This window comes from Brevibacillus choshinensis, from assembly GCF_016811915.1.
GTDB classification, from domain to species: Bacteria; Bacillota; Bacilli; order Brevibacillales; family Brevibacillaceae; genus Brevibacillus; species Brevibacillus choshinensis_A.
On sequence record NZ_CP069127.1, the window covers coordinates 1,901,814 to 1,922,502 of the forward strand.

The window sequence follows — 20,689 nt, forward strand, 5'->3', positions numbered from 1 at the left end:
ACAGGGAAGTATTTTGAACAAAGACTGGAAAGGAAGATGGCAGATGGTCAAGCAAGTACAGCTGGGAAATGGACTAGAGATCGCATATCGGGAAGAAGGAAGCGACAAAAAGGAGACGGTCGTGCTGCTGCACGGCTTTTGCGGAAGCTCTGGCTATTGGAGCAAAATTCTCCCTGCGCTATCGCAATCGTATCGTGTGCTCGCGGTAGACTTGCGAGGACATGGAGGGAGTGCTGCTCCGGATGAACCGTATACAATGGAGCGTTTTGCAGAGGACCTGTCATTGCTGGTGGACAAGCTCGAATTGGGACCGATCCATCTTTTTGGCCATTCCCTCGGTGGATATGTGACTCTCGCATTTGCGCAGAAGTACGCAGACAAGCTCAAAAGCTTTGGACTGATTCACTCAACGGGCTATCCTGACGATGAAGCCGCCAAGGCGAACCGGGATAAGGGTGCCGAGAACATCCGGGAGAACGGGATGGAGCCATTTATCAAAGCGCTTGTCCCCAAGCTGTTTGCCCCTGGGCACGTATCGACGATGCCAGAGGACGTGCAGGTGGCTAAAGAAATTGGTTTTGCCACCAAGCCGACAGGTGCCATCCAAACACTGAAAGGCATGCGGGATCGAGACGATCGCAACGAGGTGCTCCAAAACACGAAACTTCCTGTTCTTTTAGTCGCGGGTCGCGAGGATCAGATCATTCCGAGTGAAAAAACTTTCATCGTGAACGGACCGAACGTGGAGCAAGTGCTGCTCAGCAATTCCGGGCACATGGGCATGCTGGAAGAACCAGAGGCAATGGCAGATGCCATCGTCCGATTTGTGTCGAAAAATTAGAGAAACCCCACCAATGGCCTAGCAAATTTTGCTATAATGGACAGGGAATCCTATCAATATAGATACATATGAGAGGGGAATTACAAATGAAAAAAGCACGTCGCATCACCATGACGGCTTTTGCGTCCGTTGTCTTCGCTTCCATGATGGCAACCTCCGCATTTGCCGCTCCGCTCCACCCAGTCCAGCACGCGGATTGGATGGTAAAAAAATCGATCATCTCTGCTGGTCAAAACGGGGATCTGGCTCTAGACCGCAGCGTGACTTTGGCCGAGGCGGCTGTTGTATTTGCCAAGCTGAAGGGCGTTAAGATCGCTGCGCCGGTAAAAGGCGAAACCTGGGCGACTCCTTATCTGGCTTGGGCGAAAACACAGGGTGCTGTAACGCAGGACGATTTCAAAAAACCTGCGCAAGTGCTGACTTCCGCGAAGCTGGCTGATATCGCGAAAAAGCTGGGCTACACACTCGCACTGGAAAACAAGGCGACCGTGACTCGCGGCGAGTTCTTCAATGCATTGGGTGAAGCGGCTACGACACACATCACCCTCGCTCATACCAACGACACACATGGACATATCCAAGAAGATAAAGGGCAAAAGGAATTCGGCTACGCGAAAATCGCGACTCTCCTGAAAGATTGGCGCGCAGAAAACCCGAACTTCCTGCTGCTTGATGCAGGTGACACCTTCCAAGGTACGGTTTTCGTAAACCAATTCAAGGGCGAATCCATCGTGCCGATCCTCAACAGCCTGGATTACACGCTGATGACGGCGGGTAACCACGAATTTGACTTCGGCTATGAGCAGCTGCTGAAGCTCCGCGATTCCCTGGATCATCCGGTAATCAATGCCAACGTATTCACCGCGGATGGTAAAAACCTGCTGGTTCCGACTTACAAGGCTGAGATCGGTGGCAAGAAGTTCGCATTCGTAGGCTTCGTTGCGGAAGACACTCCTGTTTTGACTCACCCTGACAACGTAAAGGGCTTGACCTTCAAAAGCCCAGTGGAAGTGGCAAAAACAATCGTTCCTGAACTGAAGAAAGAAGCGGACCACGTGGTGGTAGTTTCCCATATCGGTGTGGACGTAGACCGTGAAATCGCGAAAAACGTTCCTGGAATCGATCTGATCGTAGGCGGACACTCCCACACCCCGCTGAAAACACCTGAAGTAGTGAACGGCACATACATCGTTCAAGACTGGGAGTACGGCAAATCCCTGGGACGCGCTGACCTGTACTACCTGGGCGAAGAACTGGTAGCATTCTCTGGCGGATTGAAAGAGTACGACGAAAACGTGCAGGCTGACCCAGAAGTGGACAAAATGGTGAAAGACATCGTGAATCAAATCGACAGCGTGATGAACGTGGTCATTGCGAAGTCCGAGGTTCCATTGGATGGCGACCGCACGCTCGTGCGCACCCGTGAGACCAACGTCGGAAACCTGATTGCGGATATCATGCTGGAGCGTACCCAATCCATCAAAGGTCATGAAGCAGACGTAGCGCTGGCAAACGGCGGCGGAATTCGCACCCAGCTGGATGCAGGTGACATCACGAAGAAAAACCTTTACACACTGCTGCCTTTCGAGAACAACACGTTGGCGATCGTGGAAGTCACTGGCGAAGAGCTCTTAAAAGCTCTGGAGAACGGCGTGAGCCAGGTAGAAACGGGTGCAGGTCGCTTCCCGCAAATCAGCGGCATGAGCTTCACGTACAACCCTACCAAGCCAGCCGGCGACCGTGTCATCGAAGTGAAAGTAGGCGACAAGCCGCTTGACCTGACCAAAACGTACAAAGTAGCGACAATCGACTTCCTGGCAGCAGGCGGCGATGGCTACGAGTCGTTCAAAAAGCCTTTCTTCAACACCGGCCTGTCGATGTACAGCGTCGTAGAAGAAGCGCTGATCAAGCGCCAAGTGGTCAATCCAAAAGTGGAAGGCCGCATTGTCGAAGTAAAATAAACGATTATTTGTGCGACAGGGAGCATCGAGGCTCCCTGTCTCTTTGATTTCCTAAAGTACCTTGCAATATATAATACCTATTTGGTAAGCTTTTACATGGGTGATGTGCATTGAATGTTCAGTTTAAAAAGGGCGTACTAGAGCTATGCGTGCTGGTTTTGACGGCCAAGCGCGACCGATATGGCTATGAGCTCGTTGCCAGCATCTCGGAAAAGTTTCACATCGCTGAAGGAACGGTGTACCCTTTGCTGCGTCGGTTGACCCAGGAAGGTTTTTTTACCACGTATTTAAAGGAATCTCAAGAAGGTCCGCCGCGCAAGTATTATCAGTTGACGGAACAAGGACGTCAGTACATGAACGATCTTGTTTTGGAATGGCGCATTTTCGACCGCGGTGTCAACCAGATCATAGGGGAGGGACTCGGTTATGACAAGGCGTGAGTTCATGGATGAATTGGGCACGCTTCTCGGTGAATTGCCCGACAAGGAAAGGCTGGATATTTTAGCTGACTATACGGAGCACTTTTTAATGGGGATCCAGGAAGGAAAGAGCGAGCATGAAATTGCGGACGCATTGGGAAGTCCAAAGGTAGTGGCCAGAGAGCTTCTCGCAGGGTATCGCATCACGCAAGCGCAATCCAATGCATCCGTCGGGAACATGACACGTGCGATCGTAGCAACTGTCAGCCTCGGATTTTTCAATCTCATTTTTGTGTTGGGACCTTTTATGGCGCTGATCGGTGTCTTGATAGCCTTTTACGGGGTATCCGTATCCTTGCTGGTTGCACCGCTGGGGATGCTCGCCCAGTACGGCGTCCCCAATCTGTCTCACGAGCGGCTTTTCCTGTTGTTTGGCAGTCTGGCTTCTGTCGGATTGGGGGGAATGCTTGTGATCGGCTTAGTGCGTTTGACCAAATGGCTGTACCGTCAATTTTTGCGGTATCTCCAGTTCAACGTGCAAATGATCAGGGGGAAATAAAATGAGAAACCTGGGCAAAAAACTCTTTGGACTATGCTTGCTTCTCTTTATCATCGGAGCGGGCGGACTCGTATGGTTATTTTCCAAACAGGAATACTTCACATTTTCATTAAAAGAAGTGAACGATGAACGGGTGGTAGAGAAGCCGATCAAGGGTCTGAATCTGTCGACGGATACGACGGATGTGATCGTGAGTCCGAGCACAAATTCGTCTGCCATCGTCCGTTTGGCAGGCAATGCAGCGGAACAGCAAATGGACCGGCTCCAGTTTTCGAGCGATGTGGGCTCAGACGGCATCCTCCGGGTCATGGTGCGTGAGCAAAGCCATCTCAATCTGTTTTTCATGGGAAATGGGCATCTGCAGGTAGAAGTCCTGCTGCCTGAGGCCATGTATGAGAGCATTGCGCTGAAGAGCGAGACAGGCGATATCAGAAGCAGTGCGCTTCAATCGAAACAAGCAACCATATCGACCAGCACGGGAGATATTGAACTGGCTGGCTTCCAGGGCGATGAGCTGCAGATCGATACCGACACAGGGGACATGAGGCTTCTCCGGATTCATTCCGCTTTGAAGGTGGATAGCAGCACTGGAGATGTAAACAAGCTGGTTCTTTCAGAGGTTACCTATCCGGTAGACATTCGCACGGATACGGGAGATGTGCACATCTCAGCCGACAAAAAGCCCACGGACGCCAGGTTGGAGCTGGAATCCGATACGGGTGACATCCATGTCGATTGGCCAGAGCTGAAATATGACCAAAAGCAAGAAAACCTGGTCGAAGCGACTGTCGGTTCAGGAAGTTCGCTATTATCCGTAAAAACAGCGACGGGAGATATCCGCATTCAATAGGGGAAGTTTGGAAACACTGATGGAAGAGCTTGGGAAAAGAAAGAAACGAAAAGATTTTGACACAAAAGGTCCCTACATTGTCGAATGCCCAATGGTATCATGAAGTAGGGGAAGATTCTTGTGTAAAGAGAGGTTTATTCATGACCGCAAAACCATTTAACGATACTTTTTTGAAAGCGTGCCGAAAGGAAGCGACGGACCATGTGCCTGTATGGTACATGCGTCAAGCTGGACGCTACCAGCCTGAATACCGCGCGATTCGAGCGAAGCATAGCTTTTTTGAAATGAATTACATACCTGAAGTCTGTGCAGAAGTGACACGCTTGCCAGTGGAACAGCTCGGAGTGGATGCCGCTATCCTGTTTGCAGACATCATGACTCCGCTAAAGCCAATCGGAGTGGATGTGAACATCGAATCGGGGATTGGGCCGGTGATTGCCAATCCGATTCAGTCGCTCGCCGATGTCCATCGCCTGCATGAGCTGGAACCGGAGACGCATGTGCCTTATATTCTGGAATCCATCAAAATCTTGCGTCAGCAGCTGTCTGTTCCGCTGATCGGTTTTGCCGGTGCGCCGTTTACCCTCGCCAGCTACATGATCGAAGGCGGTCCATCCAAGCATTATCACAAGACCAAAGCATTCATGTACACGGAGCCGCAAGCATGGCAAGCGCTGATGGACAAATTGGGTGACATGACGATCACGTACTTAAAAGCCCAAATTGCCGCGGGCGCTCAAGCGGTACAGGTGTTTGACTCCTGGGTAGGAGCTTTGAACGACGAAGATTACCGCGAATACATTACTCCAGTGATGAACCGAATTTTCAATGCGTTGAAAGATACGAACGTGCCAACGATTTATTTCGGGATTGGAGCCGGCCACTTGTTGATGGATTGGAATCGCCTGCCGGTAGACGTAGTCGGTCTGGATTGGCGCACGTCTATTACGACTGCGAGAGAAATGGGCGTGACCAAAACGCTGCAAGGGAACCTGGATCCGACTTTGCTGCTGGCGCCGTGGGAGAAGCTCGAGGCAAAAGCGAAAGAAATTCTGGACGAAGGAACCAAGCAGCCAGGGTTCATTTTCAATCTGGGGCACGGTGTATTCCCGGATGCAAAGGTAGAGACGCTGCAAAAGCTGACGCAGTTCATTCATAGCTACAAACAGGGCGTGTAACCAGGAGGTGCAAAGACGATGGCAAAAAGAAAGACAGGACTTCTGCTCATGGCGTACGGTACGCCGCGCAGCAGAGAGGACATCGAACCTTATTACACACATATCCGGCGCGGTCGCAAGCCGCCCGAGGAGCTGCTGGAGGATCTGAAGGCACGCTACGAGGCTGTCGGGGGACTGAATCGCTTTGCTGAGATTACGGACGAGCAAGTGGACGCCTTGGTGAAAGAAATGAATGAGCGTTATCCGGACCGCGAATTTGTCGGGTACCTGGGGCTCAAGCATATATCTCCATTTATCGAGGATGCTGTCGAGCAAATGAAGCGCGACGGGATCACGGAGGCTGTCAGTCTGGTTCTCGCACCGCATTACTCCAGCTACAGCGTAAAAGAGTATAACGGGCGGGCAAAAGAGCATGCAGAGTCCATTGGCGGTCCAGTTATTCACAGTATTGAAAGCTGGTATTTGGAGCCTGGATTTATCGATTATTGGGTAAAAGTGATCACGGATACGTTTGCCTCGATGCCTGCAGCGGATAAGGAGAAGGCGGTAGTCATTTTCTCCGCGCACAGTTTGCCAGAGAAGATCCTGAATGCGGGTGACCCGTATCCGCAGCAGCTGGAAGAGACAGCGAAAACGATTGCCGAGAAGGCGGGCATTCCAGATTTTGCGATCGGCTGGCAGAGCGCAGGCAACACACCCGAACCATGGCTGGGACCGGATGTTCAGGATTTGACCCGTGAGCTGCATGAAAAGCATGGCTTTACTGCATTTGTGTACTGTCCGGTCGGATTCGTTGCGGAGCATCTCGAAGTGCTGTACGACAACGATTACGAATGCAAGGCTGTGACAGAAGAGCTGGGCGTCCATTATTACCGCCCTCCGATGCCGAATGCCAGACCTGCCTTTATCTCCTGTCTGGCTGATGCCGTCGGGAAAAAGCTGGCGGACTAGGGGATCGATGGTATGAGCGAAAAAACATATCATATTACGATTGTAGGTGGCGGCATCACTGGACTGGCCGCCGCCTTTTACTTGCAAAAGGAAGTGGAAGCGAAGGGGCTGCCCATTCGCTTTCAAGTCGTGGAAGAAAAAGAACGGTTGGGTGGCAAGATCAAGACTTGGAGACATGACGGGTTTGTCATCGAGCAAGGACCTGACTCTTTCCTGGAGAGAAAGACGAGTGCAGCTCAGCTGGCGAAGGATCTCGGCCTGGAGAATGATCTCGTGCGCAACAGCACCGGACAAGCGTACATCTGGCACAAGGATCGGCTCATGCCCATTCCGGAAGGGGCGGTCATGGGAGTTCCGACGAAGGTCATGCCGTTTGTGACCTCGGAGCTGATTTCCTGGCCCGGGAAAATCCGCGCGGCTGCGGATTTGTTTTTGCCTGCCTCAACAGGAGACGGGGATATCTCAGTCGGTGACTTTTTTCGCAGACGTCTTGGAGATGAGGTCATTGAAAACCTGATTCAGCCGCTTTTGTCAGGGGTCTATTCAGGAGATATCGACAATCTCAGTCTGTTGGCCAGCTTCCCGCAGTTCGCCCAGATGGAAAAGCAGCACCGTAGTCTCATTTTGGCGATGAAGCATTCGCGGCCCCAGTCGAAAGACCAGGGAAAGCCGAAGGGGATCTTCCTTACCCTGAAAAATGGATTGGAGTCGTTGGTAGAAGGCGTAGAAAGCAAGCTCCCTGCTGACGCGGTTCGCAAAAGCACAGGGGTGCAGGAGCTGATCAAGCGCGAGTCAGGCGGCTATACGCTCATCACAAAAGACGGTGAGCGCATCGAGACGGATGCTGTCTTGTTCACCGTTCCTCATGCGGTGGCAGAGCCGCTGCTGCGCCCTTACGCGTCCGTTCCCACCCTGTCACAGGCCAATCCGCACATGGTCGCAACGATCAGCTTGGCGTTTCCGGAAACCGCCGTCGACATTGGAATGGAGGGGACCGGGTTTATCGTTCCGCGCAACTCGGGGGCCAAGATTACAGCGTGCACCTGGGCTCATCGCAAGTGGCCGCATACGACTCCTGCCGGCAAGGCATTGCTTCGCTGTTTCGTCGGGAAAGCCAAAGAGCAGGCATTCATGCAATTGACGGACGAAGAGATCGTGGAGGTAGCCTTGCGTGACCTGCACAAGACCATGACGATTCGCCAGGAGCCTGATTTTTATCGAGTGACCCGCTTGCAAAACGCGATCCCGTATGTCGTGGGGCACCAGGCTTGGGTGCGGGACGTCTCGGGAAAAGTGGCGGAGAGCCTCCCAGGCGTGCTCCTGGCAGGTGCTTCCTACAGTGGAGTAGGGGTGCCGGATTGCATTGATCAAGGAAAGAAAGCTGTGACGAAATTAATCGAAATGGTCCTGCCGGGGAAATAGCTCCCCGGTTTTTTTATTGGAAATGAAAAAAAGATGGTGACTTCAACAAAGCTGAGGGTGGGAGAAGAAGGTTAGCGATCTTGCGAAGTGTGGTTTGGAATTTCCGGTGCTAAACGGCTCGTCCTGTCCATATAGTATAGGGAAATGTCCTGCACCTGAAAGGAGGAGCATGAATGGCGTTACAGGATGGACTGCTCTCGTTTGCCATCAAGGAGACCATTTTCCTCTCATCCGATAGAGCCGGAATAGGAGAATTGCAAGAGCTGGAGCTGGTACCGGATGTAGAGGTGTTGGAGAACGATTCCTACATCTCCATTACAGGCTGCTTGCAGCTGTTTGGGAAGTACGAGCCGATCAGGGATGCCGCTGAGACAGAGGGCGGTGGAGCGGAAACTCTGGTTCAGGCCATGACTTTCTCTCCGTTTCGTCCTGAAGGAACAGAGGGGCCGTATTATGGCTGGGAGGAGCAAATCGGACATCGCGTCCCGCTCAATATCACGATTCCTCTCGAGCGAATTGCAGAGATCGGGGATATTTATGCCATTGTGGACAGCTTCGATTACAAGCTGGAATCACCGCATCAGCTGCTGATTGAAGCAGAGCTGAAGATCGTCGGGATTGTGCTCTCCGACCAGCCGACTCAATCCAGCGCAAATCCAAATCCTTACGAGCAGCCTGAAGCAGCACACGAGGAAGAGGCATGGGAGTTTGCCCATGTGGCATCGAATCAGACGGAAGGCGTTCCTGAGCTGACTTCACTCGAGGACATCGAGCAAAAGCTGGCTCAACTGGAGCAGCAGCTGGAGCTACAGGGCGAGCCGGTCGCGTACGAGTCAGGGGCCGTCGAGCCGGTGTCTTACGAATCAGGGACGTACGAGTCAGGAGTAGAACAGCCGGTGTCTTATGAATCAGAGACTTACGGATCAGAGTCGTACGAATCAGAGTCGTACGAATCAGAGTCGTACGAATCAGGGGGATATGCAGCGGAAGAGTCGACCTCTCTGTATGATGCTCCGGCCATGGAAGTGGCTGCGCGCGACTATTATCCCGATCAGCATTTCGGTGAAGTGACGGAACCGGATGAGGCGCAGCTCGCTTCGTATCCAGAGGAGAGGTATGCAGACGCACCGTTGTCATGGGAGGCGGATCAGCCTGCCATTGAGTCTGCCGCATACGCTTCACCTGTATACGGAACGCAGGTGACCAACGCTGACCAGACGGAGCAGTGGGTGGATGTACCTGTCCAGCGGGAGGAGCAAGAGGAAGCTACCCTCGCCATTCACGATCATCATGAGCCTGACTTTACCCCAGTCGTTACCGATGAGACGCAAGAAGCGGAAGCGGAGTTGGAAGCGTCTGGGCAAGAGGACGTAACAGACGTGGCTGCTGAGTTTGACGCGAGCGATGAGGTGGAGCTGAAAATTGCCATCTCCGGCAAGCCATCCCGTGAAGAGGCGGGCAACGTTAACATTACGTCGATTTTCTCGCAAGCAAGTCGTGCCAAACAGGAAGCAATGGCTCTGGAGGCGGAATCGTCAGCTAGCTCCTCTTCACGTAGAGGGTCATCTGCGAATTCCAGCCCTAACACGTTGGAAGCCATGCAAAATCTCACCTCGTTCATTCGCAATAAGGAGGAGCGCTCGAGTCAGTTGAAAATGTGCATTATCCAGCGGGATGAGACATTGGAGCTGATTTCCCAACGCTATTCCTTGCCCGTTTCCAAAATTGTCGAAGTGAACCGATTGGCTTCCGAGCAGCTTGTCGCCGGACAAATCCTGTACATTCCACAGTGAGGAGTGGGGGACCGTGGACAAGATTGATCTTTCCGAGGTTTGTCAAAACTACCGCGCCCGCGTGATTCGTGTCACGCCTCTTGACGATTATTACTTACTGGAGACAAACCGGGGCCCCAAAGAATTGCACGTTTGGCCGCGTGTCGATGTGATGCGCTGGTCGTTTGCCTGGCGCGAACGACTGGCGCGTCAGGGGTTTCGCGAGGTCGAGCGTTTTATTCGCACGCGGGAATCCAAGCCATACGTACTCGTGGGCAAACAAGGAGTCACGATGACAGACCATCTGCGGAAGGTCGATTCCTATCCGTCTACTGTATACACGAGCTACCAGTGTGGCCGCGTCGTCGCCATGATGCATCAATCGCAGCAGGAAAGCAATTTGCTGGCGGGGATCGATTACTTGCAGCAAGAACAGATGAAGGCAGAAACCGAGTGGACCCGCGCCAAAGCGTTGGTCGAGTCATTCCGCTCCAAGTACAGGAGGGAGAAGGGGGAGAAGCGCTGGGTAGCTGGGCTGATGGATCCGCTGCTGCAGAGGATGGAACGCTCGACTATCATGCTGGGAAGCGACAGCATTGCCGCCGATTCTGTGGGCGTCTCTCACCGGGATCTCTTTCGTGACAACTGGGGACTGGTGAGTGGGAAGCTGCATCTGAGGGGGTTCTTTCGACCTGCTCTGTCCGTTCAGCAGCGAGATGTCGCAAGCTATTTGCGGGATGTCTACCTGAGGAATCAGGATTTGCAGCAGGTTGATTCGTTCCTCGATGGCTATGAGGAAGTAAAGCCTCTCAGCTATGGTGACTACACCCTGCTGCTTGCGTTCATGGCAAGACCTCGTGAAATCTGGAAAAGTGTGGAGTCTTATGTAAAACGCGTAGCGGTCAACGAGGATGTACCGATAACAGGGATTGAGCAGGCGCTTTTGAGCCAGCAATCCATCGATACTCTTTTGAGGCACATCGCCGATCGGGCCGAGCGACCAAGGAGTGAGGGAATCCATGAGCCGCTTTGAAGACATTTTTCCGTTGTTTCAGGAGTACGACATGTATGCCCAGAACATCGATGTCCTGAAGGAGCCAAACGTCTTCAAGGCGATCACTCCGTATGGCTCGTACGTCTGCAAGCGGACTTCGGCACCTGGTCAGCGTCTGCAGCACGTCAGCGATGTACTTCGCCAATTGAAGAAGAGAGGCTGGGACGGAGCAGTCCCGTTTTTACACACCAAATACGACGACCCGTTTGTCCAATTTCAAGATGCCACCTATTATCTGACTTCTTGGCAGCCCAACAGCGAACCGGGCGAAGACCAGCCATTGGCCTGGGCTACCCCTACCCTGGAGCGATTGGCTGAGCTGCACCATTTGACGCAAAACTATCGCTTTGACGATCCGAGACAAGTGGAGCCATTGATCGATTCCTTGCTCATCCGTTGGGGCTATTGGCAGAGGCAAATGGAAAAGGCGGCGCAAATTGCAAACGAGCGTCCGTACCAATCCCCGTTCGATCTGGTCTTTTTGGCGAATCGTGCATTCATCCAAGAGATGGCCAAGACGGCAAAGGACCTTTTGCAGGACTGGCGTGAACGGCATGAGACGCATGCTCATTTTCGTTTGTCCATGATCCACGGATCCCCCCATCCCGCACACGTCATCCTGGATCGCTTTGGAAAAGGCAAACTGCTGAATTTTGACCGTGCTACCTTTGATACGCCGATTCGAGATCTGACCTTGTTTTATCGGATGTATTTCCAGATGGCGGGAGATGAGGTCGGAGCTTCTCAGCTGTTCCATCACTACGCCTCCATCTTTCCGTTGCGACCAGAGGAAATCGAGCTTTTGGCTGCCTTCCTCTCTTATCCGGAGCGAATCATGAGGGATGTGGATATTTATTACAACGGCCGCAAAGAGTGGAGTGAGCTGTACGCGGTCAAACGGCTGGAAAAAGATATGGACCGCCTGATGCGACTGCATCGTTGGGTCCAACAGGCTTTTTAGCGAGCAGCGTCTCACCGCGTGGGGCGTTGTTTTTCTTTTTCTCAGCACCATTCCAGAGCAATAGCGACATATGCCAGGGCCAGAATTCCGAGAATGACGACATCAAAGGAGGTTGGGAGGATGATGGTGCGGATGAATTGAAAGGTAATGAGAGGAATGAGCACCTGTTTGAATCCATACTTGATTCGCAAATAGGTGGGATTGTACTTCCAACGGAAATTCATCAAAATCACCTCATTCCAGCATATGCGCCAAATGGTGGGACAGTGCTAGATTGGCAAAAGATGATAGCAGTAGTTCGGGACTTTATTTGTCCGGGATCAGGTTTGAATCGTCAGGCAAACGGGAACGTAAATGGTCAGGAACCAAAAGGACGCACACATAAAGGTGATCGACATGTTAGGGGAATCCTTGCTTTTCGTGCTGGGAGTATGCGCAGGTGCGTTCATTTTGGCACGCGTAAGTGGACTCTCTTCCGTAAAGCGCTGGTATCATGCTTCTGTTTTGCAAGGACTGGGTTTAATCACATGGGGGGCAGGGAAATTTGTGACACTGTTTCCCTCTCTGGAGCTGCAACAAGCTTTTCTGCCCTCCTTCGTGATGACGTATACGTTTTTTCTGTTGTCCATTCATGCGCTTCAGCACTCGACTTTGACCTATGAATCCTGGAAAACCACTTTTGATACAGTGGCTTTGATCATCACGAGCATGACGATGGTCATCCTGCATGAAATGGGTTACTGCAATTCCGAACCGGAGAATATTCCGTACATGCTGCCTCTGCTTGGCGGGATGTTTGTCGTCATTCCCGCTATTACGCTTCTCGCAGAAAGCGGGCAGGGGGAAGCTCCAAAAGCAGCAGAGAGGAGCAGAAGGGCGCTGGTGGCACTCGCCACGATCTTGTTTGCAGTCTGCTCGATTCTGCAACCGTTCGTTCCCCAGGCTGCAATTCTGGCGCTGGGCGTGATCTTCCTGGCTGTTTTGCTGCGGGCGCATTTCGGATGGGAGAATCAAGGGCTATTGCCTGCTGATCAGGCAGATTATCGCTATCTTTTTCAGAAGCTGACTTTTTGCAAAAGAGATGTCATCATGGTGCAAGTCATGCTGCTGCTGTGTGTGGCTCTGCTCATCGGCGCTCCCGACCTTCCTGCTTACGGGAGGATGGGGTTGTGGGTAGCGATCGCGTTTGGCTGCATCCGCGTGTATTTGACGATACGGGACAATCGTACGCAAATGAATCGGACGTATTTTTCTGCCGCAAGACTCGAACAAAAATACGAAGAGCAATTGGCTTTGACGAGAAAATCCAATGAACAACTGAGTCATGTGCTGGAGCTCAAGCAAAACTATGAGCACGTGCTGATTGCGAGCAATGAACAAAGCTTGCGGGAGGTAACCTATGAAACCTTGCAGCAAGTGATAGAAGAGCTGGTAGAAACGTGGTTCACAAAAATGGATTCCCTCGTCTATATGAGACTCTCACTGGAATCGCAAAATCAGACAGTCTACTATCAAACCGAGAGAGGCGAGAAAAACCGTCTTGATGTGCTGCATCAGGTGTCGGAGCAGATCGTCGCGAATGAAAAGCTGGATTCTGCACTGACCCCCAGGTACGTGAGTCTTGAGGCCTATACGAGTGCAGAGGACATCCAGCAAAAAGAGTTGGAACAATCTTTATTCCAATTGCTTCTGATCAACGTGAGGGGGCTTGCGCAGCGCTGCCTGCAGCAGCATCAAGCATTGGAGCTGCGGTTTATGGAATCGGAAATGGAGCTGGCCAGACAGATTCAATCCACGCTGGTGCCGAAAGAGCAGCTGACGCTGGAGAGATTGCGTGCGCGAGCCGTTTATGCACCTTTTACCTATGTTGGTGGGGATTATGTTGATTACATTCGTGTCGATGAACGGTATACTTGTTTTATTGTAGCGGATGTATCCGGTCACGGACTGCCTGCGAGTCTGCTGGCTTCGGGAATTCGCAGTGCGGTCAGAGCCGTGCTGCAAAAGAGCTGGTCGCCAGATGAAGTGCTGACGAGACTCAATCAGCTGCTGTACGACGACCTGTCCAAAACCAGATCCTTTGTAACGATGCTGGTCGCCCTGTATGATGCAGACGAGCATGCCCTGCTGCTGAGTCGCGCCGGTCATCCGAGGCCGATCTATATGTCGGCAACGCAAAAGATGGTTTTGCCTTGTGTCGGAGGGGTTGGTCTAGGGCTTTTGCCTGATAGCACGTACCCGCTCGAAAAAGTACCATTGTTAGAAGAGGGCTTTCTGCTTTTATATACAGATGGACTCATGGAGTCCGGAAGAAAAGAACTAGTTCGCGATACTCATTCATGGCTTCATGGCTTTTCCCTGTTGATGGACGAGCATGGGAATGTACTGGAGCATTTGATGGATGGGGTGGAATCGTACATATGGGAAGTGACTCGCCAAGGACGACAGACAGATGATTTGTCCGTCTTGATCCTGTATTTTCAATCCTATTCGGCACAGCCGTTTCCGGACATCGATGTGTCTACGGCACCGGCTGCCCGTTTATGATTGCCCTGCGAAAGGAGGATGACATGTGATTTTGTGTGAGGGTTGTCCTGACAATCCCGCTTGCGATAATTGCCTGATCGAGCTTCGATGTGGGGGGTCGGCTCAAAAGGTAATCCCTCCACGGCCAGTCCGGATCACGAACCTTTCTACATCGGAAGAATGCCAGGCCCAGCTTGTCACAGTCAGTCGGACAGCCATTGGCCTGTTCAGTTACGAGAAACCGCTGCACGGACGTATGGAGGTTGAGCTCGCCGGCGATTTTCGGATCATCGGGGACGGACTGCACGGGATCCATGGCGTTCCGTATTATGTGATCGATATTGAGAAAGTTTTGCGTCGGGATGAAGTGCTCGAACGTCTGCTGCTTGAAGAGTTTCACAACTGGCATATGAGCGGCGAGCTCGACCCGTCCGAACTTTTGGTGGATCTGAAAGAAAGAGATGATGAACGAGGGCGCCTGATCAGGCAGGAGCTGCAGAAGCTCTCCATCCTGCGGCAGATCGGGACCATTTTTCTGTATTTGTTTGATGAAGGCAATCTGAGGCCGCTGGGAACATCGCGAGCGGAACGCGACATTGAGAGGGAAATGTATCGCCTGATCACGGATGGCAGGAGCTCCCTGGATTCTTTTCGCGAGCAGCTCATTTCCGAAGACGGCCGAAAGCTGTTTGAAATGTACGCTTCTCCCTTGCCTGATCAAACGTTCGGGATCGCACTGATCGATGTGACGGAAGCGATTGCGGAAGAGAGGAAGCGTCAGCGAAGGGAATGGGAAATCTACAAGGATATTTTGGGAGTGGTTACCCATAACAAGCTGCTCCTGCTAAATGACGAGGAGCTGTTTTTTCTGCTCCGCAACGGTCACAAATCGTTTGCCATGGACGTGCGTGCTCCAAAGGATCTGGCACAGCTGCGGCGGGCGTGCAAGCGTGCCCTAGAGCCGCTCGGATTGTCCGACAAGCGCATCCTGCAATTTCTGGTCGCTGTCAATGAAGCGGCTTCGAACACCTTAAAGCATGGCGATGGCGGGACGATCACGGTGTACGTGTCGAACGAGCAGCACATGTGCAGAGCGGTCATTCATGATGAGGGCCAAGGCATCCTGCTGGAAGAGCTGCCGAGAGCGACTCTGCAGCAAGGGTATTCGACTCGTCATTCCCTCGGCGCAGGGTTTCATGTCATGCTGCAATATTGTGATCGGGTTTATCTGGGCAGCTCTCTCGCAGGGACCAAGCTCATCCTCGAATGCGAGGCCACTTCCTAGAGAATGTGCTGTCATTTACGAAAATGTTTGTACTCGTGTGAAAAAGGGTATCTAGTAATTGAGGGAGTACGGTGGGGACCTATACATCAATGAGAGGAGTTTATACATGGACTATCGGGCGACAGAAACAAATGGGCAAGCCACGCTATTTTTTGCCGGGGAACTGGATATGGCTGTGGGAGACCGGGTAGGGGAGTTGCTCCAGCAATATGGAGGACGCAACGAATCCGTTACTGTCGATTTCCAGGGCGTCTCTTTTGTTGACTCATCGGGGATAGGCAGCCTGTTTTTTACGACGAAAGAACTGCTGGCACTAGGCAAGCAAGTAGAAATTGTGAATGTGCGAGAAGAGATCTTGGATATCTTGAGTGTGCTCGGCTTTACGGAGGCTTTGGGAATCTCCGTGGGGAAAGCCGTTGAAACTGGGTTTGACGCGAAACCGACTGATTGTATATAATAACGTAGAAATGTCCATGATAATTCCATATGTAAGCAACGTGGAGTGGGAAGAGTAAGTCAGGAACCCTTGTCAGAGAGGAGAATCAATAGCTGCGAGATTCTCTAAGGTGACGAATGACTGAAGGTCGCCCAGGAGTTGTTCCGGTGAGACGTACGTTCAGCCGGAAACGGTTCGCAACCGTTATCGTGTTTGAGGGAATACGCATCGTCATCGACCGTGCGTGTTAACAAAGGTGGTACCGCGAAAATATCCTTTCGTCCTTTGGATGAAGGGTTTTTTTATTTTCTGGCGGCCTCAGCCGAAGATCTGCCTTCTGCAAGAGTGCTTCCAGCATGTTTTTTATTAAGGAGGAGTCACGCATGTCATCTCAACCAACACAAGACATCGACCAGCTGCTGCCGAAAAACTATGATCCAAAAGCGGCTGAAACCAAATGGTATCCCTATTGGATTCAAAAGCAATTTTTCAAAGCGGAGCGCGATCCGAACAAACGACCATTTACGATCGTGATTCCCCCGCCAAACGTAACAGGGAAGCTCCATCTGGGCCATGCGCTGGATACGACCCTGCAGGACATCATCACGCGGACTAAGCGGATGCAAGACTACAGCACGTTGTTCCTGCCGGGAATGGACCATGCAGGGATTGCGACGCAAGCGCGTGTTGAAGCAACACTGCGTGAGGAAGGCATCTCCCGTCATGACCTCGGCCGCGAAAAGTTCGTGGAAAAGGTGTGGGAGTGGAAGCACATTTACGCATCGCACATCCGTGAGCAGTGGGAAAAGCTGGGCCTGGCCCTCGATTATTCCCGCGAGCGCTTTACGATGGATGAGGGCCTGTCCCGCGCTGTTCGCGAAGTGTTTGTTCGCCTCTATGAAAAAGGGCTGATCTATCGCGGCAACCGTATCATCAACTGGGACCCTGCGGCTCGCACTGCACTTTCCGACATCGAAGTAATCTATAAGGAAGTAAAAGGTGCCCTGCACCATATGCGCTACCCGCTCTCTGATGGCTCTGGCTACATCGAGGTGGCGACGACCCGTCCGGAAACCATGCTGGGCGATACTGCGGTAGCGGTACACCCGGAGGACGAGCGCTACAAAAACCTGGTTGGCAAAACCGTCATTCTGCCAATCGTAGGACGCGAAATTCCGATCGTGGCGGACGATTATGTCGATCCTGAATTTGGTTCAGGTGCAGTGAAAATCACGCCAGCACACGACCCGAACGACTTTGAACTGGGACTTCGACACAACCTGCCGCAAATCGTGGTCATGGATGAGACGGGTACGATGAATGAGCAGGCAGGCATTTACAAAGGCATGGATCGTTTCGCTTGCCGCAAGCAGATCATCAAAGACCTGAGCGAGCAAGGTGTCATGTTCAAGGTCGAGGAGCACATTCACCAAGTGGGACACAGCGAGCGCAGCGATGCTGTCGTAGAGCCTTACCTGTCCACACAATGGTTCGTAAAAATGCAGCCGCTGGCAGATGAAGCCCTCGCAAATGCAGCGAGCGAAGAGAGCGTGAAGTTTGTACCGGAGCGCTTTAAAAACAACTATCTGCGCTGGATCGAGAATATCCGCGACTGGTGCATTTCCCGTCAGCTGTGGTGGGGACACCGCATTCCTGCATGGTATTGCGCCGATTGCGGCGAGACGATCGTATCCCGCGAAGATGTGACGGAGTGCCCGAGCTGCCACAGCCACAAGCTGGAGCAGGACAACGACGTGCTCGATACATGGTTCTCTTCCGGTCTGTGGCCGTTTTCCACGCTGGGCTGGCCGGATGACAGCGAAGACATGAAGTACTTCTATCCGACGAATGTACTCGTAACAGGCTACGATATCATCTTCTTCTGGGTAGCCCGCATGATTTTCAGCGGGATGGAATTCACCGGGAAAAATCCGTTTGAAACGGTACTGATTCACGGCATCATTCGCGACTCCGAAGGGCGCAAGATGTCCAAGTCGCTCGGCAACGGTGTCGATCCGATGGAAGTCATTGAAAAATACGGGGCAGATGCCTTGCGCTATACGCTGGCAACAGGCAACTCTCCAGGGAATGACCAACGTTTCTATTGGGAGAAGGTTGAGGCAAACCGTAACTTTGCCAACAAGATCTGGAACGCATCTCGCTTTGCTTTGATGAATCTGGAAGGCTTCCGCTACGAAGATATCGACCTCGGCGGTGAACTCACCACGCCAGACAAGTGGATATTATCCCGCCTGCAAGCGACGATCGCGGATGCGACCCGCCTGACGGATGCATTTGAATTCGGGGAAGTTGGCCGTGTGCTCTACAACTTCATCTGGGACGATTTGTGCGACTGGTACATCGAAATGGCGAAGCTGCCGCTCTACGGAACCGATGAGGCAGCGAAAAAGACTACGCAATCCGTCCTGGTCACCGTGCTCGATCAGACATTGCGCCTGCTGCACCCATTCATGCCATTCATCACTGAAGAAATTTGGCAGGCTCTGCCGCACCAGGGCGAAAGCATCACGGTAGCTGCCTGGCCGACTGTGAAGGAAGAGTGGATTTTTGCCGATGCCGAAGCGGAGATGAATCTCTTGATGGAGGTCATCCGCAGCGTTCGCAACATCCGTGCAGAAGTGAATGTACCGATGTCCAAGAAAATCGAGCTGTTGATCAAGCCGAGCGATGCGATTTCCGCCGAGCGCCTGACACGCGGTCAAGACTACATCACTCGATTCTGCAATCCGGAGCGTCTGGAAATCAGCGAGCAGCTGGCGACACCGGATAAAGCGATGTCGGCCATCATCACGGGAGCTGAGATGTTCTTGCCGCTGGCTGGCCTGATCGATCTGGATCAGGAAATCAAGCGTCTGGATAAAGAACTGGCCACCCTGCACAGCGAAGTAGAGCGCATCGAAAAGAAATTGAACAATGCAGGCTTTATGGCGAAAGCTCCAGAAAAAGTCGTAGCAGAAGAAAGAGCCAAAATGGCGGACTACATGGAAAAGCGGGATAAAGTGATCGCTCGACTTGCTGAATTGAAGAGCGAATGATCCGCCCCATCAGCGCATATTTTTGAGAATGGAGCATGGTAGCATGCATGCAGAAGAACAATTTACCCAATACAAGCAAGCGCTTGACTGGCTGCATGGACTTCTCCGCTTCGGTCAACGGCCGGGGCTGGAGAGGATGCAGTGGGTACTTGAGGAACTAGGAAATCCGGAGCGGCAAGTGCCTTTTATCCATGTGGCTGGGACCAACGGAAAGGGCTCTACCTGCGCGTTTTTGACGCAGATGCTCATGGAAGCAGGGTATAGTGTAGGCACATTTACCTCTCCATACCTGCTCGATTTCCGGGAGCGCATCCGGTACAACGGCAGCATGATTCCTGAGGAAGACCTGCTGCAGCTCGCGAATGAAGTGCGAGTGCTCGTAGAACGGTGTGAAAAAGAAACAGAATTCGGTTCCCCGACCGAGTTTGAAGTCATTACGCTCATCGCCATTCTATACTTCACGAGAGTGGCGCGGCCGGCTGTCGTCGTTTGGGAAACGGGCTTGGGAGGGCGCCTGGATTCTACCAACGTCGTCGTTCCCCTCGTCTCTGTCATTACGAACATTGGTCTGGATCATATGAATGTGCTGGGAGACAGCCTCGTCGATATTGCCAAGGAAAAAGCGGGGATCATCAAGCCAGGAGTGCCGGTTGTGACAGCTGAACGCCGTCCAGAGGTGCTTGCCGTTTTTCAAGAAAAAGCCAATGAAACGAGAAGCACGCTGTATCATAGCGGTACTCACTTTTCCGGGGACCAAGTGGAGGAGCAGCTGGGGGAACAGCAGTTTATCTACCGCAGCATACTCCGCCGCCACGAAGGAAGCTACCGCTTGACCATGAACGGGATTCATCAAACGGACAATGCATCCCTTGCACTTATGACCTTGGATGTCCTGCGAAATTACTTTGCCTTCATGCTGGAGGAAGAAGAAATGTTTCGCGGTTTGCAACAAACGCGTTGGCCTGGTCGTCTAGAGATAGTCTCCCCAAGACCTTTGGTCATCTTGGATGGAGCACACAACCAGGAAGGAATGGAGGCGCTCGCAAGCAGCCTGGATCGGCTGATGCCTGAGGGTGCCCGTTTGCATCTGCTGTTTTCCGGCTTGGCGGATAAGCCGCTCTCCAAAATGGCGGAATCGCTGAAGCCGTTACAGTCGCGGATGGACTCTCTGCATCTGGCAACGTTTGACTTTCCCCGTGCAGCTGAAGCAAAAGCCTTGGAAGAGGCGTTTTACGAAGGCGGATGGGAAGAGGGTAAACTGGAGACCGTCCCTGACTGGCGAGCATTTCTCCTTTCTTGGATGCGTGAGAAGCAATCGGCGAAGGCGGATGACTGGCTAGTCGTCTGTGGATCGCTCTACTTCATCGCCCAAGTGCGCGCATTCTTTCCAACTACAGTAGAAGAGGCAGGTGAATAGG

General features: G+C 52.4%; 17 protein-coding genes and 1 other annotated feature. Of the genes, 16 read left to right on the top strand and 1 reads right to left on the bottom strand.

Features of this window, described 5'->3' with window-relative positions:
* Positions 1 to 43: 43 nt before the first annotated feature.
* The 11 genes from JNE38_RS09740 (at position 44) to JNE38_RS09790 (ending at position 11,968) form a co-directional block, all read left to right on the top strand.
* Positions 44 to 841 (top strand): alpha/beta fold hydrolase, encoded by a 798-nt coding sequence (locus tag JNE38_RS09740; protein ID WP_203356372.1) that lies wholly within the window; start codon positions 44 to 46, stop codon positions 839 to 841.
* An 86-nt stretch (positions 842 to 927) separates the two neighbouring features.
* Positions 928 to 2,802, top strand: a complete 1,875-nt coding sequence (locus JNE38_RS09745; protein WP_203356373.1) for a bifunctional metallophosphatase/5'-nucleotidase — start codon at positions 928 to 930, stop codon at positions 2,800 to 2,802.
* Positions 2,803 to 2,912: 110 nt separating this feature from the next.
* Positions 2,913 to 3,242: a PadR family transcriptional regulator gene (locus tag JNE38_RS09750; protein WP_203356374.1), complete on the top strand. Its 330-nt coding sequence runs from the start codon at positions 2,913 to 2,915 to the stop codon at positions 3,240 to 3,242.
* A complete protein-coding gene (locus JNE38_RS09755) occupies positions 3,229 to 3,780 on the top strand; it encodes an HAAS signaling domain-containing protein (RefSeq protein ID WP_203356375.1) in 552 nt (183 codons plus the stop codon). Before JNE38_RS09750 ends, JNE38_RS09755 begins: the two co-directional genes overlap by 14 nt.
* Position 3,781: 1 nt before the next feature.
* Positions 3,782 to 4,630, top strand: coding sequence for a DUF4097 family beta strand repeat-containing protein (locus JNE38_RS09760; RefSeq protein WP_203356376.1), 849 nt, complete (start codon positions 3,782 to 3,784; stop codon positions 4,628 to 4,630).
* Between the two features lie 140 nt (positions 4,631 to 4,770).
* Positions 4,771 to 5,808, top strand: a complete 1,038-nt coding sequence (gene hemE, locus JNE38_RS09765) for a uroporphyrinogen decarboxylase (RefSeq protein ID WP_203356377.1) — start codon at positions 4,771 to 4,773, stop codon at positions 5,806 to 5,808.
* A gap of 18 nt (positions 5,809 to 5,826) precedes the next feature.
* Complete coding sequence (hemH, locus tag JNE38_RS09770) at positions 5,827 to 6,759, top strand: ferrochelatase (protein ID WP_203356378.1); 933 nt, start codon at positions 5,827 to 5,829, stop codon at positions 6,757 to 6,759.
* Between the two features lie 12 nt (positions 6,760 to 6,771).
* Positions 6,772 to 8,181: a protoporphyrinogen oxidase gene (hemY, locus tag JNE38_RS09775; protein ID WP_203356379.1), complete on the top strand. Its 1,410-nt coding sequence runs from the start codon at positions 6,772 to 6,774 to the stop codon at positions 8,179 to 8,181.
* 173 nt (positions 8,182 to 8,354) lie between these two features.
* Positions 8,355 to 9,974 carry a LysM peptidoglycan-binding domain-containing protein gene (locus JNE38_RS09780; protein ID WP_203356380.1) on the top strand — a complete coding sequence of 540 codons (1,620 nt, stop codon included), beginning with the start codon at positions 8,355 to 8,357 and terminating at the stop codon, positions 9,972 to 9,974.
* 13 nt (positions 9,975 to 9,987) lie between these two features.
* The gene (locus JNE38_RS09785) at positions 9,988 to 10,986 is read left to right on the top strand and encodes a phosphotransferase (RefSeq protein ID WP_203356381.1); all 999 of its coding nucleotides are present in this window, start codon (positions 9,988 to 9,990) and stop codon (positions 10,984 to 10,986) included.
* The gene (locus JNE38_RS09790; protein WP_203356382.1) at positions 10,973 to 11,968 is read left to right on the top strand and encodes a protein kinase family protein; all 996 of its coding nucleotides are present in this window, start codon (positions 10,973 to 10,975) and stop codon (positions 11,966 to 11,968) included. The genes JNE38_RS09785 and JNE38_RS09790 overlap by 14 nt, the downstream gene beginning before the upstream one ends.
* A gap of 41 nt (positions 11,969 to 12,009) precedes the next feature.
* On the opposite strand, the gene JNE38_RS09795 is transcribed toward JNE38_RS09790, so the two are convergent.
* Positions 12,010 to 12,192: a hypothetical protein gene (locus JNE38_RS09795; RefSeq protein WP_203356383.1), complete on the bottom strand. Its 183-nt coding sequence runs from the start codon at positions 12,190 to 12,192 to the stop codon at positions 12,010 to 12,012.
* A 172-nt stretch (positions 12,193 to 12,364) separates the two neighbouring features.
* On the opposite strand from JNE38_RS09795, the gene JNE38_RS30585 reads away from it, so the two are divergent.
* From JNE38_RS30585 to JNE38_RS09820, 5 genes are all read left to right on the top strand, one after another.
* On the top strand, positions 12,365 to 14,515 hold the full coding sequence (locus tag JNE38_RS30585; protein WP_238933713.1) for a PP2C family protein-serine/threonine phosphatase: 2,151 nt from the start codon (positions 12,365 to 12,367) through the stop codon (positions 14,513 to 14,515).
* Positions 14,516 to 14,540: 25 nt separating this feature from the next.
* On the top strand, positions 14,541 to 15,779 hold the full coding sequence (locus tag JNE38_RS09805) for an ATP-binding protein (protein ID WP_203356384.1): 1,239 nt from the start codon (positions 14,541 to 14,543) through the stop codon (positions 15,777 to 15,779).
* A gap of 106 nt (positions 15,780 to 15,885) precedes the next feature.
* Entirely contained in the window at positions 15,886 to 16,236 is a 351-nt protein-coding gene (locus tag JNE38_RS09810) for an STAS domain-containing protein (protein WP_203356385.1), read from the top strand.
* Between the two features lie 32 nt (positions 16,237 to 16,268).
* Positions 16,269 to 16,504: a binding site (T-box leader), on the top strand.
* A 94-nt stretch (positions 16,505 to 16,598) separates the two neighbouring features.
* Positions 16,599 to 19,271, top strand: a complete 2,673-nt coding sequence (locus tag JNE38_RS09815; RefSeq protein WP_203356386.1) for a valine--tRNA ligase — start codon at positions 16,599 to 16,601, stop codon at positions 19,269 to 19,271.
* 43 nt (positions 19,272 to 19,314) lie between these two features.
* The gene (locus tag JNE38_RS09820) at positions 19,315 to 20,688 is read left to right on the top strand and encodes a bifunctional folylpolyglutamate synthase/dihydrofolate synthase (RefSeq protein WP_203356387.1); all 1,374 of its coding nucleotides are present in this window, start codon (positions 19,315 to 19,317) and stop codon (positions 20,686 to 20,688) included.
* The last annotated feature ends 1 nt before the right edge of the window (position 20,689 follow it).

Bases quoted from the DNA above. Each gene is read 5' to 3' on its own strand.
- JNE38_RS09795 (WP_203356383.1), bottom strand. From the start codon at position 12,192: ATGAATTTCCGTTGGAAGTACAATCCCACCTATTTGCGAATCAAGTAT.
- JNE38_RS09745 (WP_203356373.1), top strand. From the start codon at position 928: ATGAAAAAAGCACGTCGCATCACCATGACGGCTTTTGCGTCCGTTGTC.
- JNE38_RS09815 (WP_203356386.1), top strand. From the start codon at position 16,599: ATGTCATCTCAACCAACACAAGACATCGACCAGCTGCTGCCGAAAAAC.
- JNE38_RS09740 (WP_203356372.1), top strand. From the start codon at position 44: ATGGTCAAGCAAGTACAGCTGGGAAATGGACTAGAGATCGCATATCGG.
- hemE (WP_203356377.1), top strand. From the start codon at position 4,771: ATGACCGCAAAACCATTTAACGATACTTTTTTGAAAGCGTGCCGAAAG.
- JNE38_RS09820 (WP_203356387.1), top strand. From the start codon at position 19,315: ATGCATGCAGAAGAACAATTTACCCAATACAAGCAAGCGCTTGACTGG.
- JNE38_RS09810 (WP_203356385.1), top strand. From the start codon at position 15,886: ATGGACTATCGGGCGACAGAAACAAATGGGCAAGCCACGCTATTTTTT.
- JNE38_RS09760 (WP_203356376.1), top strand. From the start codon at position 3,782: ATGAGAAACCTGGGCAAAAAACTCTTTGGACTATGCTTGCTTCTCTTT.
- JNE38_RS09790 (WP_203356382.1), top strand. From the start codon at position 10,973: ATGAGCCGCTTTGAAGACATTTTTCCGTTGTTTCAGGAGTACGACATG.
- JNE38_RS09780 (WP_203356380.1), top strand. From the start codon at position 8,355: ATGGCGTTACAGGATGGACTGCTCTCGTTTGCCATCAAGGAGACCATT.
- hemY (WP_203356379.1), top strand. From the start codon at position 6,772: ATGAGCGAAAAAACATATCATATTACGATTGTAGGTGGCGGCATCACT.
- JNE38_RS30585 (WP_238933713.1), top strand. From the start codon at position 12,365: ATGTTAGGGGAATCCTTGCTTTTCGTGCTGGGAGTATGCGCAGGTGCG.
- JNE38_RS09755 (WP_203356375.1), top strand. From the start codon at position 3,229: ATGACAAGGCGTGAGTTCATGGATGAATTGGGCACGCTTCTCGGTGAA.
- hemH (WP_203356378.1), top strand. From the start codon at position 5,827: ATGGCAAAAAGAAAGACAGGACTTCTGCTCATGGCGTACGGTACGCCG.